General features: G+C 62.3%; 16 protein-coding genes. 5 read left to right on the top strand and 11 right to left on the bottom strand.

Annotated features, from left to right (window positions below):
* Nucleotides 1-59 precede the first annotated feature (59 nt).
* From N8A98_RS22140 to N8A98_RS22125, 4 genes are all read left to right on the top strand, one after another.
* Nucleotides 60-677 (top strand): 2'-5' RNA ligase family protein, encoded by a 618-nt coding sequence (locus N8A98_RS22140; RefSeq protein ID WP_262168547.1) that lies wholly within the window; start codon nt 60-62, stop codon nt 675-677.
* 81 nt (nt 678-758) lie between these two features.
* Entirely contained in the window at nt 759-1,607 is an 849-nt protein-coding gene (locus N8A98_RS22135) for a tetratricopeptide repeat protein (RefSeq protein ID WP_262168546.1), read from the top strand.
* Nucleotides 1,608-1,644: 37 nt separating this feature from the next.
* A complete protein-coding gene (gene der, locus N8A98_RS22130; RefSeq protein ID WP_113123149.1) occupies nt 1,645-3,096 on the top strand; it encodes a ribosome biogenesis GTPase Der in 1,452 nt (483 codons plus the stop codon).
* A gap of 157 nt (nt 3,097-3,253) precedes the next feature.
* Nucleotides 3,254-4,516, top strand: a complete 1,263-nt coding sequence (locus N8A98_RS22125; RefSeq protein ID WP_162740409.1) for a hemolysin family protein — start codon at nt 3,254-3,256, stop codon at nt 4,514-4,516.
* Between the two features lie 118 nt (nt 4,517-4,634).
* On the opposite strand, the gene N8A98_RS22120 is transcribed toward N8A98_RS22125, so the two are convergent.
* The 7 genes from N8A98_RS22120 to N8A98_RS22090 all read right to left on the bottom strand — a co-directional run bounded on the left by N8A98_RS22120 (nt 4,635) and on the right by N8A98_RS22090 (nt 12,828).
* On the bottom strand, nt 4,635-5,369 hold the full coding sequence (locus N8A98_RS22120) for an SDR family NAD(P)-dependent oxidoreductase (RefSeq protein ID WP_262168542.1): 735 nt from the start codon (nt 5,367-5,369) through the stop codon (nt 4,635-4,637).
* A complete protein-coding gene (gene purF, locus N8A98_RS22115) occupies nt 5,369-6,859 on the bottom strand; it encodes an amidophosphoribosyltransferase (protein WP_390888791.1) in 1,491 nt (496 codons plus the stop codon). The genes N8A98_RS22120 and purF overlap by 1 nt, the downstream gene beginning before the upstream one ends.
* A 176-nt stretch (nt 6,860-7,035) precedes the next feature.
* A complete protein-coding gene (locus N8A98_RS22110) occupies nt 7,036-7,662 on the bottom strand; it encodes a CvpA family protein (protein ID WP_262168540.1) in 627 nt (208 codons plus the stop codon).
* Nucleotides 7,663-7,791: 129 nt separating this feature from the next.
* Nucleotides 7,792-9,192 (bottom strand): DNA repair protein RadA, encoded by a 1,401-nt coding sequence (gene radA / locus N8A98_RS22105; protein ID WP_113123154.1) that lies wholly within the window; start codon nt 9,190-9,192, stop codon nt 7,792-7,794.
* 73 nt (nt 9,193-9,265) lie between these two features.
* Complete coding sequence (alr, locus tag N8A98_RS22100; RefSeq protein WP_262168536.1) at nt 9,266-10,396, bottom strand: alanine racemase; 1,131 nt, start codon at nt 10,394-10,396, stop codon at nt 9,266-9,268.
* A 2-nt stretch (nt 10,397-10,398) separates the two neighbouring features.
* A complete protein-coding gene (locus N8A98_RS22095) occupies nt 10,399-11,883 on the bottom strand; it encodes a replicative DNA helicase (RefSeq protein ID WP_262168534.1) in 1,485 nt (494 codons plus the stop codon).
* Between the two features lie 177 nt (nt 11,884-12,060).
* Complete coding sequence (locus N8A98_RS22090) at nt 12,061-12,828, bottom strand: TetR/AcrR family transcriptional regulator C-terminal domain-containing protein (protein ID WP_262168533.1); 768 nt, start codon at nt 12,826-12,828, stop codon at nt 12,061-12,063.
* 131 nt (nt 12,829-12,959) lie between these two features.
* Between N8A98_RS22090 and N8A98_RS22085 the strand changes: the two genes are divergently transcribed.
* On the top strand, nt 12,960-13,439 hold the full coding sequence (locus tag N8A98_RS22085; protein ID WP_262168531.1) for an SRPBCC family protein: 480 nt from the start codon (nt 12,960-12,962) through the stop codon (nt 13,437-13,439).
* Nucleotides 13,440-13,493: 54 nt separating this feature from the next.
* On the opposite strand, the gene rplI is transcribed toward N8A98_RS22085, so the two are convergent.
* The 4 genes from rplI to N8A98_RS22065 form a co-directional block, all read right to left on the bottom strand.
* The gene (gene rplI, locus N8A98_RS22080; RefSeq protein WP_113123159.1) at nt 13,494-14,066 is read right to left on the bottom strand and encodes a 50S ribosomal protein L9; all 573 of its coding nucleotides are present in this window, start codon (nt 14,064-14,066) and stop codon (nt 13,494-13,496) included.
* Between the two features lie 227 nt (nt 14,067-14,293).
* A complete protein-coding gene (gene rpsR, locus N8A98_RS22075) occupies nt 14,294-14,548 on the bottom strand; it encodes a 30S ribosomal protein S18 (protein WP_035100429.1) in 255 nt (84 codons plus the stop codon).
* An 18-nt stretch (nt 14,549-14,566) separates the two neighbouring features.
* The gene (gene rpsF, locus N8A98_RS22070; protein ID WP_113123160.1) at nt 14,567-14,977 is read right to left on the bottom strand and encodes a 30S ribosomal protein S6; all 411 of its coding nucleotides are present in this window, start codon (nt 14,975-14,977) and stop codon (nt 14,567-14,569) included.
* A 279-nt stretch (nt 14,978-15,256) separates the two neighbouring features.
* Nucleotides 15,257-15,637 (bottom strand): VOC family protein, encoded by a 381-nt coding sequence (locus N8A98_RS22065; protein ID WP_113123161.1) that lies wholly within the window; start codon nt 15,635-15,637, stop codon nt 15,257-15,259.
* Between the last annotated feature and the right edge of the window lie 16 nt (nt 15,638-15,653).

The raw sequence follows: 15,653 nt of genomic DNA, 5'->3' as shown, positions 1-15,653 counted from the left end.
GACCCTCGTTGTCTGCTGTCCTATTAAAGAACAAATAGAGAACAATATGGCCGGTCAAAATGGATATGCAGCTTGATCTGTTTGGCGGTGGCGCGCCGAAACTGGTGGGGACAGGGCGGTCGTTCCCAACGCATCGCTGGTATTTCACTCTTCTGCCGCCACCAGTGATTGCCCAGGATATGGAATACTTCGCCTTGCGCATGTCGCGCCGCTACGGCGTCCGGCGCCCCGTTCGGGCGGCGCGGATCCACGCGTCGCTTCATGGTATAGGCGAGGGTGACGAGATCCCAGCGGACGACCTCGATGCAGCTCTTGAAGTTGGCGAAGCCATCCGACGGCCGGCATTTGACGTCACATTCGATCGGCTCATGACCCTGGATGGAGGAGGCAAAGGCCGTAAAGGGCGGCAATTTCCGACCGTACTCAGCTGCTCGACGGGGCAGCGCGAAATCCAGGCGCTTCATGAGAATTTGCGGCGTGAGATGCTTCGGCGTGGCCTCGAAGGCGGTCCCTCAAACATCCTGCCGCATGTGACTTTGTGGTACGATACCGGCTCGGTTCCCGAACAGCCTTTGTCTCGGCCATTCCGCTGGCGCGTCCGGCAGTTCTTTCTCGTTCGCACCACACTCGGCGAGGCCAGGCCCGAATGCCTTGGGGAATGGCGGCTGGGCCGGTAACGCCCAAGCCAAGCGCGCATTTGCATTCCCCCGACACCGTGCTAAACGTGCGCCCAATTCATTCGTGACGCTAGGCCATCCATGTCCCAGGACAATATTTTCCGCGAAGTCGACGAGGAGCTCCGCTCCGACCGTATGCGCGCCTTTTGGCGCCGCTTCGCACCCTATGTCATCGGTGCTGCGATTGCCGTGGTTGCCCTGGTTGCCGTCAATGAAGGCTGGTCCTGGTATCACGCCAACAATGCCGCCCAGTCTTCCGACGAGCTCTATGCGGCGTTCGACCTGATCGACGGCAACGACCTGCCGGCCGCGCAGGCCGCGCTCGACAAGGTCATCGCCGATGGTTCGGGCCGCTATCCGACCCTGGCCCAATTCCGCAAGGCTGGCGTGCTCGCCAAGGCAGGCAACACCGCCGAGGCCGTCGCCGCCTATGACGCGCTGGCAAATTCGCTGGACAATATCCGCCTGCGCGAACTGGCTTTGGTCCTCGCGGGCAATCTGCTGATCGATAATGGCACGCTGGCCGATGTGCAGTCGCGCATCGAAACCATCGCCACCGAAGGCAATCCGCTGCGCAATGCCGCCCGCGAAATCCTTGGCCTAGCCCAGTATAAGGCCGGCGATTTCGCCGCCGCTCAGACCAGCTTTGAAGCCGTCATCAACGATCCGATGTCCCAGAGCAGCGCCCGCAACCGCATGGGCTATTACCTCGCCCAGCTGCTGTCGGAAGGCGTCGTCACCGCGCCGGCTCCTGCCGCGACGGCCGATAACGCCGCCAATGCCATCGACCAGATCGTCAGTGACGACGCTCCGGCAGCCGAGACGGCAGCGCCCGCCGCCCCGGCCACGACCGAATCTGCCGCCCCCGCGGCTCCTGCGGCTCCTGCGGCTCCCGCCGCCACCACCGAGGCCGCACCGGCCCTGCAATAGGGCCGGCCGGATTCTGCCTGATCGGAACACAGCTTATATGACCGTCACCGTTGCCATCGTCGGTCGCCCCAATGTCGGCAAATCGACCCTGTTTAACCGCCTCGTCGGGCGCAAGATTGCGCTAGTCGACGACACGCCGGGCGTCACCCGTGACCGCCGCGAGGCCGAGGGCCACATTGCTGACCTGACGTTCCGCATTCTCGACACTGCCGGCTACGAAGACGTCACCGATGGCAGCCTTGAAGACCGCATGCGCCAGCAGACCGAAATGGCCATCAAGGAAGCCGACGTCATCCTGTTCATGATCGACGCCCGTGCTGGCGTGGTCCCGCTCGACCAGCGCTTCGCCCAGGTGCTGCGCAAGGCCGGCAAGGATGTGCATCTGGTCGGCAACAAGGCCGAAAGCAGCGCCGCCGAGGCAGGGCTGGTCGAGGCCTTCAAGCTCGGTTTTGGCGAACCGATTGCGCTTTCGGCCGAACACGGCCTTGGCCTCTCCGAACTCTATTCCATCGTCTCCAAGGCGATCGACGAGGCCGAGGCCAACAAGGAAGCCGAGACCATCGCTGATCTCGACGAGATGCCCGAGGTCGATGTCGACATCACCGAGGACATGCTCGAAGGGGAGGGCGAGGAAGCCACCCTGCGCTGGAATCCCAAGCGCTACCTCAACGTCGCCATCGTTGGCCGCCCCAATGCCGGCAAATCCACGCTGATCAATCGCATGGTTGGCGAAGACCGCGTGCTGGTCGGCCCCGAAGCCGGCATCACCCGCGACAGCATTCTGGTGCCGTGGGAATGGGAAGGCCGGGTGATCAACCTGGTCGATACCGCCGGCATTCGCCGCCGTGCCCGCGTCCAGGAAAAGCTGGAAAAGCTCGCCGTCGGCGATAGCCTGCGCTCGATCCAATATGCTGAAGTCGTCGTGCTGATGCTCGATGCCACCATCCCGTTCGAAAAGCAGGATCTGGCGCTGGCCGATCTGGTTGAGCGCGAAGGCCGTGCGCTGGTCATCGCGGTCAACAAGTGGGACCTGATCGAGGACAAGAACGCGGCGCTCGCGGCCCTCAAGGAAGCCTGCACACGCCTGCTGCCGCAGTTGCGCGGCGTGCCGCTGGTCACCCTGTCCGGCCTTACCGGCAAGAATATCGACAAGCTGATGGACGCGATCTTCAAGATCGAACGCAGCTGGAACTCGCATGTCTCCACGGCCCGCCTCAATCGCTGGCTGACCGGCATGACCGAGAGCCATCCGCCGCCGGCCGTCTCCGGCCGCCGTCTCAAGCTGCGCTACATGACGCAGGCCAAGACCAGGCCGCCAAGCTTCATCCTCTTCGCCTCGCGCCCCGAGGCCCTGCCCATGGCCTATCAGCGCTATCTGGTGAACGGCCTGCGCGAGGCTTTCGATATCCAGGGCACGCCGATCCGCCTCTGGGTGCGCGCCGGCAGCGACAATCCCTATAACGACAAGCGCAAGCGCAAGATCGGCTAGGTTCGATCGAGGTGAAGGGTGGCCCCGGCCGCCCTTCATTGTTTTTGTCCACAGCCATGGTGCATTCGCCGCGATAGCCGCTATATTGCGCAACCTTAAGCGACCCGATGCTGAGTGCGGGGCCGCATCCATTGTTGAGATCTTGTTCGCAGAAATATTGATCGTCGTCGTTCTCACTATCGTCAACGGCGTGTTGGCGATGTCCGAACTGGCAGTCGTTTCGTCCCGGCCCGCGCGCCTGCGCGCCATGGCCGATCAGGGTAACAAGGGGGCCGCCACGGCCATCCGCCTGGCCGAAGACCCCGGCAAATTCCTCTCTTCCGTGCAGATCGGCATTACCCTGGTGGGTATCCTGTCCGGCGCCTTTTCCGGCGCCACGCTGGGCCTGCGCCTCACCGATTGGCTCAAGGATATCGGCGTCGCCGCCAGCGTTGCCGACGTGCTGGGCGTCGGCGTCGTCGTGGTCGCCATCACCTATATTTCGTTGATTCTGGGCGAATTGGTGCCCAAGCAGATCGCCCTGCGCGACCCGGAAGGCGTGGCTTCGCGCGTGGCGCCGGGCATGAAACTGCTCGCTGCCATCGGCTCGCCCATCGTTTTCATCCTTGATCTGTCCGGCCGCACGGTTTTGTCCTTGCTGGGGCAGGGCGAGGAATCCGAGGAAAAGGTCACTGAGGAAGAGGTCAAGACCCTCATTGCCGAGGCGGCAACGACCGGCATTATCGAAAGCGACGAGCATTCGATGATTTCGGGCGTCATGCGTCTGGCCGACCGCTCGGCCCGCGGCCTCATGACGCCGCGCCTCGAGGTCGACGTGATAGATCTGTCCGACGACAGCGACGAAATCCGCAAGGCGATCCTGGGCACGCACCGTTCGCGCTTGCTGGTGCAGGATGGTGACGCCGATTCGATCATTGGCGTCGTGGCCATCAAGGACATCATCAGCGTCTTCGCCAATGGCCAGCCGCTGGAGGTGCGCAAATTCGTGCAGCCGGTGCCGGTGGTGATGGATCATGCCGACGCCCTCGACGTGGTGCGCGCCATTCGCAACGCCACGGTGCATATGGCTCTGGTGGTGGACGAATATGGGCACTTCGAGGGCATTGTCACCTCGGCCGATATTCTCGAGGTCATCACCGGCGTTTTCCAGGAAGAAACTGGCGACGATCCGGCCTTGGTGAAACGCGAGGACGGCTCCTGGCTCGTCGCCGGCTGGATGCCGGTCGACGAATTCAGCGAAAAGCTCAAAGTGGCGATCCCCAAGGACGCCAAGTTCGAAACTGTCGCGGGCTATGTCCTGTCCATCATCAATCGCCTGCCGGCGGTGGGCGAGACGTTTGAGCACAATGGCTGGAAATTCGAGGTGCTCGATCTCGACGGTCGCCGCATCGACAAGATCATGATGACCAAGCTGAACTAGGCTTCCGGTCGAAACAAAAAGGGCGCCGTGAGGCGCCCTTTGCGATTATTGGGTCTGCGCCAGCTACCAGTGGACCTCATCCTGAGCTTGTCGAAGGACGAGGTCGTGGCACCCGCTCCTAAATCTCTTCGAAGGCCCCAGTCCGCATATCGAACAGCTGACCATTCTCCTTGAGCGCAGGGCTCAACAGGTCGATCAGCTTGGGCGCGATATCGGCGGGCGTTGGCAGCGTCGCCGGATCTTCCCCGGGCATGGCCTTGGCCCGCATCGCGGTGCGTACGGCGCCGGGATAGAACACATTGACGCGCACCTTGGTCTGCTCGACTTCGCTGGCATAGGATTTGACCATGGCATCCACGGCCGCCTTGCTGGCGGCATAGAGCCCCCAATAGGGCCGTGCGGACCGCGCTGACGAGGACGAGACGAACACCGCCCGCCCGGCATCGGCCTGCCGCAGCAGCAGGTCGCACGAGCGCAGCAGCCGGTAATTGGCCGTCACATTGACCGCAATGACCTTGTCGAAATCTTCCGGCGACACATGGGGCAGGGGACTGAGCACGCCCAATTGCCCGGCATTGGCAACCAGGCCATCCAACGCGCCCCAGCGCTCGAAAATGGCCGCCCCAAGCCGGTCGATGGCATCGCCATCGCGCAGGTCGAGCGGTACCAGCGTGGTCGAGGAGCCCAGGTCCTGGATTTCGTCATCCAGTTCCTCAAGGCCCCCCACGGTGCGGGCCACCGCAACCACATGGGCGCCGCGCTTCGCCGCCTCGATGGCGCTTGCATAACCGATGCCGCGCGAGGCGCCGGTGACGAGGATGACCTTGCCGGCAAGGTCATTGGATACAGCCATTAGCCGGCCTCTTTAAGCAGGGAAATTTGTTTCGGCTCGTTCTTGGCGCGGCCGTTCAGATCGGTCAACTGTGTCGGATAGTCGCCGGTGAAATAATGGTCGGTAAACTGCGGCGCCTTGGGATTACGCGGCTCGCCACCCACGGCGTCATAAAGCCCGTCGATGGAGAGGAACGCCAGCGAATCCGCCCCGATGAACCGGCACATCGAGGCCAGGTCCTTATGCTGGTTGGCCAGCAGCTTTTCCGGATCCGGGGTGTCGATGCCGTAATAGTCCGAGAAAAAGATCATGGGGCTGGCGACGCGCAGATGCACTTCGGTGGCCCCGGCATCGCGGATCATCTGCACAATCTTGAGCGAGGTCGTGCCCCGCACGATCGAGTCATCGACCAGCACGACGCGCTTGCCCGCGATCTCGGCGCGATTGGCCGAATGCTTGAGCTTGACGCCAAAGGCGCGGATCGACTGGGTCGGTTCGATAAAGGTGCGGCCCACATAATGGTTGCGGATGATGCCGAGCTCGAACGGAATGCCGCTCTGCTGCGCATAGCCGATGGCCGCCGGCGTGCCGCCATCGGGCACCGGCACCACCACATCGGCCTCGACGGGGGCTTCCTTGGCGAGATTGATGCCCATTCCTTTGCGCGCCGAATAGACGCTGCGGCCGGCCACCACCGAATCGGGACGGGCGAAATAGACATATTCAAACAGGCAGGGCCGCTCCGGCGCCGGGCGAGCCGGCTTGCGTTCATCGATGCTGATCGAGCCATCCGGCTGGATTTCGCAGATGATGACTTCGCCATTCTCGACGTCGCGGATGTATTTGGCGCCGATCATGTCGAGCGCGCAGGTCTCCGAGCAGAAGATCGGCTTGCCATCCAGTTCGCCCATCACCAGCGGCCTTATGCCCACCGGGTCGCGCGCCGCGATCAGCTTGGTGCGGGTCATGGCCAGCATGGCGTAGCCGCCTTCCATCTGGCGGATGGCGTCGATGAAGCGGTCGGTGGTGGAGGAATGGCGCGACCGCGCCACCAGATGCAGCACGACTTCGGTGTCCGAGGTCGACTGGCAGATCGCGCCGGTGGCGATGATCTGCCGGCGTAGCGTCAGCCCATTGGTGAAATTGCCATTATGGGCAATGGCGATGCCACCGGCCTCAAGCTCGGCGAAGAGCGGCTGCACATTGCGCAGCGCCACCTCGCCCGTGGTCGAATAGCGCGTATGGCCCATGGCCATGGCGCCCGGCAGCTTGGCCAGCAAAGCCGGGTCGGTATAGTGGTCACCCACCAGGCCCATGCGCTTTTCGGTGTAAAATTGCTTGCCATCGAAGCTGACGATACCCGCCGCCTCCTGGCCGCGATGCTGCAGGGCATGCAGCCCCAGCGCGGTGAGGGTGGCGGCATCGTTATGCCCCAAAATGCCAAACACGCCGCACTCTTCATGCAGCGTGTCGCCATTGAGATCGAATGAGTCGTCGCTCGGATGGTTCACCGGGCTCTCCATGCCAATGCTGCCCTCAACTGCAGAACTGCCGTCGCCAATGGCGACAAGGCCGTGCGCAGCGCTTTCGCTCTACGCAATAGCCCAAATTGGTGTCCCCGACCAATGTTGTCACAAAGGGTCAGGGTTGTGGCGAGCACAGCGCGCTCACCGGAAAATGATCGTCCTCAGGCGCCAGGCGCGGCCGGGGCCGGCGGCGTTACGGGCGGAACCGTGCTGTCCTCGGTCGCGTCGGTGCCTTCATCCACGGGCGCCGGCGGCGCTTCTGGATCTTCGGTCAGGCCCGTGCCGCCCTTGAGAATTTCGGTAACCTGCTGCTCAAGACCCTCTGGCAGCATGGAAATCAGCGTATTGCCCATATTCTGCAGATGCGGCAGCGATTGCGACTGCGCAGCCCAAGGCGGCAGATTGTTGGGCAAGAGCCACGTGCCGAAAATCGTGATCACGATGGCGATCAGCACGCCGCGCAACACGCCGAAGACGAAACCCAGCGTACGATCGATCGGGCCGACGCGGCTGTCGACGACAAAGTCGGCAATGCGCATGGTCAACAGATGCAGCACGATCAGCGCGACAATAAAGGTCACGACCACGGTGGCGATATCGGCCACGATCTGCTCGGCAATATATTGCCGAGCAATTTCCGGATGATACTGCCACATATAGATGGCGATAGCGGCCGAACCGGCCCATGTCGCCAGCGAAAGCACTTCGCGGGTCAGCCCGCGCGCGGTGGCCAGGATTGCCGAAATCAGCACCAGTACACCAACACCAACGTCGAACGCTGTCAGCATATGTCTTCGCTTAGCTCCAGTTGCCGCCCCGGCTTATTGGGCTTCGTTTAGCCGCTTTGTGTTGCAAAGCCAAGGCTTACGGCGCCTCCGATGCGCGATCTTCCCAGAAAGCGACAAACTGTGCCGGCTCTACCACTGCTCCGGCTCTTTTGCCGGCGCCTTGCCATTGGCCGCAATCCGCCCCACCAGTTCCGATAAAGCGGTAAACTCGGACACGTCGAGCCCGCTATTGCGATCCGCATTGCTCAGCCGCCCGGTCGACACCGCCTTGAACCCCAATTTGCCCGCTTCCCGCAGCCGCAACGAGCCATGCACCACCGGCCGCACGCCACCCGCCAGCGAAATTTCGCCGAAATAGACCGAATCCTTGGGCAGGGGCGACCCAGTCAGCGAAGAAATCAGCGCCGCCGCGACCGCCAGATCGGCCGCCGGCTCATTGATTTTCAGCCCGCCCGCCACGTTGAGATAAATATCATTGGCCCCGATCCGCACCCCGCAACGCGTTTCGAGCACGGCCAGCACCATGGAGAGGCGCGAGCTATCCCAGCCCACCACGGCCCGGCGCGGTGTACCCAGCGGGGAGGGCGCCACCAGCGCCTGGATTTCGATCAGCAGGGGCCGCGTGCCCTCCATGCCGGCAAACACCGCCGAACCTGCCGCGCCCTCGTCCCGCTGATCGAGGAACAGCGCCGACGGGTTGGAAACTTCCTCCAGCCCCAATTCGGTCATGGCGAACACCCCGATTTCATCGGTCGCGCCATAGCGGTTCTTCACCCCGCGCAGAATGCGGAACGTATGGCTGGTGTCGCCTTCAAAATAGAGCACGGCATCGACCATATGCTCCACCACGCGCGGCCCGGCGATCTGCCCGTCCTTGGTGACGTGGCCCACCAGCACGACCGCCGCGCCGCTTTTCTTGGCAAAGCGCGTCAGCGCCTGCGCCGAAGTGCGCACCTGGGTCACCGTGCCCGGTGCAGAGTCCACACGGTCGGTCCACAGCGTCTGGATCGAATCGATGATGACGAGGTCCGGGGCCGGGCCGTTTTCCAGCGTCGCGAGAATAATCTCGACATTGGTTTCGGCGGCCAGCAGCACTTCGGCATCGCCCAGCCCCAGCCGCTGCGCCCGCAGCCGCACCTGCGCCACTGCCTCTTCGCCCGACACATAGACGACGCGCTTGCCCCGATTGGCCAAAGCCGCTGCCGATTGCAGCAACAGCGTCGATTTACCGATACCCGGATCGCCGCCCACCAGCAGGGCCGATCCCATCACAAAGCCGCCGCCGGTGACCCGGTCCAGCTCGCCAATGCCCGTCACCACCCGTGCCGCGCTCTCGGTCTCACCGGACAGCGGCACCAGATTGGTCGGCTTGCCATTGGCCTTGGCCGATTTGGGGCCCGCGCCAACCCCGCTATCGGTCATCTCCTCGACCATGGTGTTCCAGTCGCCACAGGCGTCGCAGCGCCCCTGCCAGCGAGTCGAGACGGCGCCGCAGGCTTGGCAGACAAAGGAAGATCGGGATTTGGCCAATGGAAACTCGCGAATGCAACTGTGCCGACGCTAGCCGCAAATGCCAGTCACCGCAAGAACAAATAGCGAACGACTATTCCGGCAGATTGCCGTCGCCCACATAGCTGCGATTATAGCGGCCCTGCTTGAGCGAGGTCAGGATTTCGTAGCCGATCGTGCCGGCGGCATCGGCCTGGTCATCCGCGCCGATCAGATTGCCCAGCACTTCGGCGCCCTCGCCGGGGGAGGGCAGGTCCGAACCGAGTTCGGTAATATCCACGATGGTCGTATCCATCGAAATCCGCCCGATCACTGGACATGCCTTGCCGCGAATGACCACCTTGCCGCCCGGCCGCATATTCGTGCCCGATAGCGAGCGCAGAAAACCATCGGCATAGCCATGCGCGATAATGGCCAGCCGGCTGTTGCGCGACAGCGAATAGGTCGCGCCATAGCCCACGCTCTCGCCCGTGCGGGCCTCGACCACCTGCAGGATCGGCACATGCAGCGTCGCCACCGCCGCCATCGGGTTCTTGCGCCCATTCACCGCCCGGCCGCCATAAAGCGCAATGCCGGGCCGCACCATCTGAAAGTGATAGTCACGCCCGCTCATCAGCCCGGCCGAATTCGCCAGCGACGCAGGAATTCCCGGAAACTGGTTCAGCACCGAGCTGAACAGCGCCAGCTGGGTACGATTTTTCTCGTGATTGGGCGTATCGGCACAGGCCAGATGGCTCATCACCATCTGCGGCGCATAGCCCAGCGTTTCGATCTGCTGGCGCACCACGCTGGCTTCATTGAGCCGGAAGCCCAGCCGGTTCATGCCGGTATCGAAATGGAACGCCGACGGATAAGCCTCGTTGCGCTCGACGCATTTGGCTAGCCATTCCTCCAGCATCGCCACCGAGGAAATCACCGGCATCAGATTCTGCCGCACATAAAGATTGGCCGCGCCGGGATAAAGCCCGTTGAGCACGAAGATATGCGCATCGGGTACGGCCGCGCGCACCGCCATGCCTTCATCGGGCGTCGCCACGAAGAAGAAGCGCGCGCCCGCCGCATGCAGCGCCTTGCTCGCCATGGTGATGCCCATGCCATAGGCATCGGCCTTTACCACGGCAGCCGTCAGCGCCCCGGCGCTCACGCGGTCGAGCGCGCGCCAGTTGCGGGCCAATGCGCCCAGATCGATGCTTAATTGGCCCCCAAGGCCTGAAGTCAGCGCCATGCCTATTCCATGCGCTCGGGAAGATAATCGGCCCGAGCCAGATTGCCGAAGCGGGTAAATTGCGCCTCAAAACTTAACTGCACAGTACCAGTGGGGCCGTGTCGCTGCTTGGCGATGATGACTTCCGCCTTGCCGTGCACTTTTTCCATCTCGCTCTGCCAGGCCAAGTGCTCGGGCGTACCCTCTTTGGGTTCCTTGTTCTTGAGATAGTATTCTTCGCGATACACGAACAACACCACGTCAGCGTCCTGCTCGATAGAGCCCGATTCGCGCAAATCCGCTAGCTGCGGATGCTTGTCATCGCGCGACTCGACCTGGCGCGACAGCTGGGATAGCGCAATCACCGGCACTTCCAGCTCCTTGGCCAGCGCCTTGAGCGTAGTGGTGATTTCGGTCAATTCCTGCACGCGGTTCTGGCTCGAAGCCTTGCTCGAGCCCGTCAGCAGCTGCAGATAATCCACGATCAGGCAATCGAGCCCTTTCTGCCGCTTCAGCCGCCGCGCCCGCGCCGCCAGCTGCGCCACCGAGATACCGCCGGTATCATCGATATAAAGCGGCATCACGCTCATCATGTTGGACACATCGACCAGCTTGGTGAATTGGCTGTCGTGAATTTTGCCGCGGCGGATATCGGAGGAGGAGACCTCCGCCTGCTCGGCCAGGATACGCGTCGCCAGCTGTTCCGAACTCATTTCGAGGCTGAAGAACCCGACCACGCCGCCATTGACTGTTTTCAGATGCCCGTCCGCCTGCACCTCGCTCTTATACGCCTTGGCCACGTTGAACGCGATATTGGTCACCAGCGAGGTCTTGCCCATGGCAGGGCGTCCGGCCAGTACGATCAAGTCGCTGCGCTGCAAGCCGCCCATCTGCCGGTCCAGGTCATCGAGCGCTGTCGCGATGCCCGACAGGCCCCCGTCACGCTGATAAGCCTCGCCCGCCATGCGGATGGAGGCCTGTAGCGCCGTGCCGAACGCCTGGAAGCCGCCATCATAGCGGCCCTTCTCGGCTAGTTGAAACAGCGCGCCTTCGACCTTTTCGATCTGCTTGACCGGCGTCATCTCGACATCGGATTCGTAGGCTTCCGACACCATCTCCTCGCCAACCAGAATCAGGCTGCGGCGAATCGCCAGATCATAGATGGCCTGGCCGTAATCGGCTGCGTTGATAACGGTGGTGGCTTCCGCCGCCAGGCGCGCCAGATATTGCGCCATGGTCATTTCAGGCAGCAACTGGTCGGGCAGGTGGGTCTTGATGGTGGTCGGGTCAGCCGATTTGCCGGCGCGGATGATCTTGCCCACCAGCTCATAGATGTCGCGGTGGATCGGCTCGTAGAAATGCTCGGGCTCGAGGAAGTCGGACACCCGATAGAACGCGTCATTGTTCAGCAGGATAGCGCCCAACAGCGCCTGCTCGGCCTCCACATTGTGCGGGGCCAGGCGGAAGGATTTTTCCTCGGCACTATGCAGCCGTGCGATCTCTGCCATCTTAGCCTCCCTAACGACGTTAACCTTTCTTAACCACGCGATGCGGGCCAGAGTCTCGACCTACCGGAGGAGGGGTTAACACGCCCTGACCCGGTCCTGTGAACACTGGGGACAACGGGGAATGTGAATAGCGTTGCTTGCATGTGAGCAAGGCAGCAGCATGGCATGAGTCGCAGGCTAGCGGCTCGCTTTACGGCGCTGTACGAGCACTTCGACGCCGTCCAGCAGGCGTTCCAGCCCAAATTCGAAGACCTCCTGGCCCCAGAACTGGCCCGATCGTGCCGCTGTGGCGGCTGTGCCGACCCGAACCGATAGCGGGAACATCTTGGGATCGACCAAACGCTCTAGCACCGGCATGGCCTGCACCCACCATTCGCCGTCTTCCAGACCCGTTTCGCCTTGCTCGGCGCGCAAGCGATTCTCCATCCGCGCGGCATGGGCTACCTGGGCTAGGAGCTGCGACAGGGTTTGGTCCATTTCGGGGTCGGTCAGGCCGATGCCCTCGATCGGCGCCAGTTCAAGCTCGTGCTTGCGCATTTCATGCGGCCCCATGGGCGAGCGGATTGCTTGCAATTCCTGCAGCCATGGATGTGCCAGGTGCAGGGCACGGTTGGTATGCGCCACGGTGCGCAGGCCCTCGCGCCAGTCCGCCGTAGAGGGCGCGCCGCCAGCATAGAGGTCGCGATAGGCATGATCGACCATCAGCGCGACCAGGTCAGCCTTGCCCGGTGCGAAACTATAAGTCGCCATCGTCCTGACGCCGAGCTTGGCCGCTACGGCGCGCATCGAAAGGGCGTTCACGCCCTGCTCCTGCACCAGGCTCACGGCAGCGGCGACGAAATCGCCAACGCTTTTCCCGCTGCGCCCCACCGGCCGACTATGCGAACTCCACAACAGGGCCTGCGTCCGCCCCAGATCCGTTGCTATTTCGCCTCGTTCAATCATGTCGCCAGATCACCCCTTGGCTGCAAGATACAAGCGTAAGCCCGTTTGACCAGACATTTTGCCATTCCGTTGACCCTCAACAACCAAAGCGATACGGTGTATCGTATGATGTATGATTGAGGAGTTTCTGGATGGAAATGCAACAGCCGACATCGCACGAGCTTCTGGCCTTGGCTGGCGAGATAGACAACCACGCGCCAGTTCAGGCGGTGGGCAGCATTGTGGTAGAGGCCCCTGTGGACCGCGTATGGGTCGTACTCAGTGACGTGACCAACTGGCCGGCGATCCGCGCCGATATCAACACCGTGTCGCGAGCCGAAGCAGCGGCTCCTGGGGGCGTCTTCACGTGGCGCACGGGGGAGGTGGTGGTCACCTCGCGGTTCGCCATTGTGGACCCTGAGCGTCGCTTGACCTGGACCACGACGGCGCCGGGCCTCGCAGCGGTGCATGTCTATGCCTTCGAGCTGCTAGGCCCCGCACTCACGCGCATTTCTGCCGCCGAGTCGATGGATGGACCAATCGTGGCCGCGGTCCAGCTCAACAATTCTCAACTGGCCGAACGCATCCAATCCTGGCTGATCGGCATCAAGAATTTTGCCGAGCGCCCATAACAAAAAAGGCCGGGCAACAAGTGCCCGGCCTTTTCAAATGATCTATGATGGATCTTAGACTTCGTCGTCGAAACGATCGTCCTGCTGCGCGTCCTTCTGGCCGGCAGCGAAGTCGCCTTCAACGTCGTCTTCATACTGGGTGACGGTCACGTCTTCACCAGCGCTCTGGCGAGCCGCTTCGTCTTCCGAGCGGGCGACGTTGACCGAGATCGACACGGCAACTTCCGAATGCAGGTTCAGCGGCACAGTGTGCACGCCAACCGACTTGATCGGGTCTGCCAGGTCGATCTGCGAACGCTGCACGGTGAAACCTTCGGCAGCCAGGGCTTCCACGATATCGCGCGAAGCGACCGAACCGTAGAGCTGGCCGGTTTCGCCGGCCTGGCGGATGATCACGACGACCTTGCCGTCCAGACCTTCGGCAATGCCGGCAGCCGACTTGCGGCGGTCTTCATTGCGCTGTTCGATGTGAGCGCGCTCAGCTTCGAACTTCTGGCGATTGGCGGCAGTGGCGCGCAGCGCCTTGCCCTGCGGCAGCAGGAAGTTACGGGCAAAACCGTCCTTCACGCTGACTTCGTCGCCGATGGAGCCGGTGCGACCAATGCGCTCGAGCAGAATGACTTTCATTTGAGATTCCTTTGGGCTGTCCCGTCTCACGGACGGTTAGGAGCCACGGACCATCCGCAACCCCAGCTTTGCGCCCCTCGAAAAATTGAGAGGCACAAGTAGGCCAAACAGGAAGTCGTTGGGCTGGATGAGATAGTGGTGGTTCGCGAGAACCGGAGCGGAACGTACTAATGTACGTGAGCACCGGAAGCGCAGCGAACCGCCGCTAGATCGCCAGCCCAGCGAACTTACTGGACGGCATACGGCATGATGCCGATGAAGCGGGCACGCTTGATCGCCCGTGCCAGTTCACGCTGCTTCAGCGCCGAAACGGCGGTGATGCGGCTCGGCACGATCTTGCCGCGCTCGGAAACATAGCGGCTCAGCAGGCGCACATCCTTGTAGTCGATCTTTGGCGCGCCTTCACCCGAGAACGGGCAGGTCTTGCGGCGGCGCTGGAACGGACGGCGGGCTTGGGCAGTGGTCAGGTCTTTGATAGCCATAGCTTTTCGGTCCTTATATTAGAAACGGCGCGGGCGGCGTTCGCCACCGGCAAAGCCACCGCGTTCGCCACCACGATCCGGACGGGTGCCGTCACGGTCGTCGCGATCACGCTTCTGCATCATGGCAGATGGGCCTTCTTCCAGCTCGTCGACACGCACGGTCATGAAGCGCAGGATGTCTTCATTGATGCGCATCTGGCGCTCCATCTCGGCAACGGCAGGGGCCGGCGCGTCGATGTTCATCAGCGTGTAGTGAGCCTTGCGGTTCTTGCGGATGCGGTAGGAGAGACCCTTGAGGCCCCAATATTCGTTCTTGGTGACCTTGCCGCCGCCAGAGGCGAGGACTTCGGTCAGCGCAGCGGTCAGTTCTTCAACCTGCTGCTGCGATACGTCCTGGCGCGCCAGGAAGATATGCTCGTAAAGGGCCATGAATGCGCCTTCCTTCGTGGTTTAACACACATGCAATGTCTGGCGCGGAGCCTCCTTGAAGCCGGAAAGGCATCAAAGCAGTCTTGCAAAGAGCGGGAACACGGGAGGCCGAGCATAAGCCCTATTTGCCATTCTTTCAAACGACAAACCCTCCGTTCAGCCCCCGGCCAAACGAATTGCTGGCGTCCCAATAGGGGGAAACCCGCCCGAGATCAAGCAGAAACGGGTATTGCCACGAACCGGGCAGGTCGAACGCATGCCCGGTTCACTTGCGGGAGTTCAGTTTGGCTCGTCGCCAACGGCCAGGATATTGCCTTCGGAATCCTTGAACCAGGCGGCGTGGAACTTGCCCATCGTGGCTATGCCGTCCACCGTCTTGAGCCCCGGCATGTCATAGTCCTCGAACTTGACGCCATGCCGCCGCATATCCTGCACCTCTGCCTCCACATCGTCGGTGGTAAAGGACAGCAGGGTATTAGGTGCTTTGCCGGCATTGGGCGTGGGATAGAGCAGGAAGCTGGTGCCCCCGCCGACCTTGTACATGCACCCCATCTGGTCTTCCATTGCCGGGGTGAGGCCAAGTTTGTCGCGATACCAGGATTTTGCGCGGTCCATGTCTGCAGCCGGGATGGTCGCGTAGGCACGATGATCTGTGAGCATAACTTCCTCCCTTTCT

Origin of the sequence: Devosia neptuniae (genome assembly GCF_025452235.1) — a bacterium.
Classification (GTDB): domain Bacteria; phylum Pseudomonadota; class Alphaproteobacteria; order Rhizobiales; family Devosiaceae; genus Devosia.
The sequence above is the reverse complement of the archived record's forward strand: the minus strand, read 5'-3'. Positions and strand labels throughout refer to the sequence as shown.

Coding starts and splice junctions, on each gene's coding strand:
- N8A98_RS22095 (WP_262168534.1), bottom strand. CDS start 11,883: ATGGCAGAGATCGCACGGCTGCATAGTGCCGAGGAAAAATCCTTCCGC.
- rpsF (WP_113123160.1), bottom strand. CDS start 14,977: ATGGCCCTTTACGAGCATATCTTCCTGGCGCGCCAGGACGTATCGCAG.
- N8A98_RS22120 (WP_262168542.1), bottom strand. CDS start 5,369: ATGGCTGTATCCAATGACCTTGCCGGCAAGGTCATCCTCGTCACCGGC.
- alr (WP_262168536.1), bottom strand. CDS start 10,396: ATGGCGCTGACTTCAGGCCTTGGGGGCCAATTAAGCATCGATCTGGGC.
- rplI (WP_113123159.1), bottom strand. CDS start 14,066: ATGAAAGTCATTCTGCTCGAGCGCATTGGTCGCACCGGCTCCATCGGC.
- N8A98_RS22085 (WP_262168531.1), top strand. CDS start 12,960: ATGGAAATGCAACAGCCGACATCGCACGAGCTTCTGGCCTTGGCTGGC.
- der (WP_113123149.1), top strand. CDS start 1,645: ATGACCGTCACCGTTGCCATCGTCGGTCGCCCCAATGTCGGCAAATCG.
- N8A98_RS22090 (WP_262168533.1), bottom strand. CDS start 12,828: ATGATTGAACGAGGCGAAATAGCAACGGATCTGGGGCGGACGCAGGCC.
- rpsR (WP_035100429.1), bottom strand. CDS start 14,548: ATGGCTATCAAAGACCTGACCACTGCCCAAGCCCGCCGTCCGTTCCAG.
- N8A98_RS22065 (WP_113123161.1), bottom strand. CDS start 15,637: ATGCTCACAGATCATCGTGCCTACGCGACCATCCCGGCTGCAGACATG.
- N8A98_RS22140 (WP_262168547.1), top strand. CDS start 60: ATGGATATGCAGCTTGATCTGTTTGGCGGTGGCGCGCCGAAACTGGTG.
- N8A98_RS22135 (WP_262168546.1), top strand. CDS start 759: ATGTCCCAGGACAATATTTTCCGCGAAGTCGACGAGGAGCTCCGCTCC.
- N8A98_RS22110 (WP_262168540.1), bottom strand. CDS start 7,662: ATGCTGACAGCGTTCGACGTTGGTGTTGGTGTACTGGTGCTGATTTCG.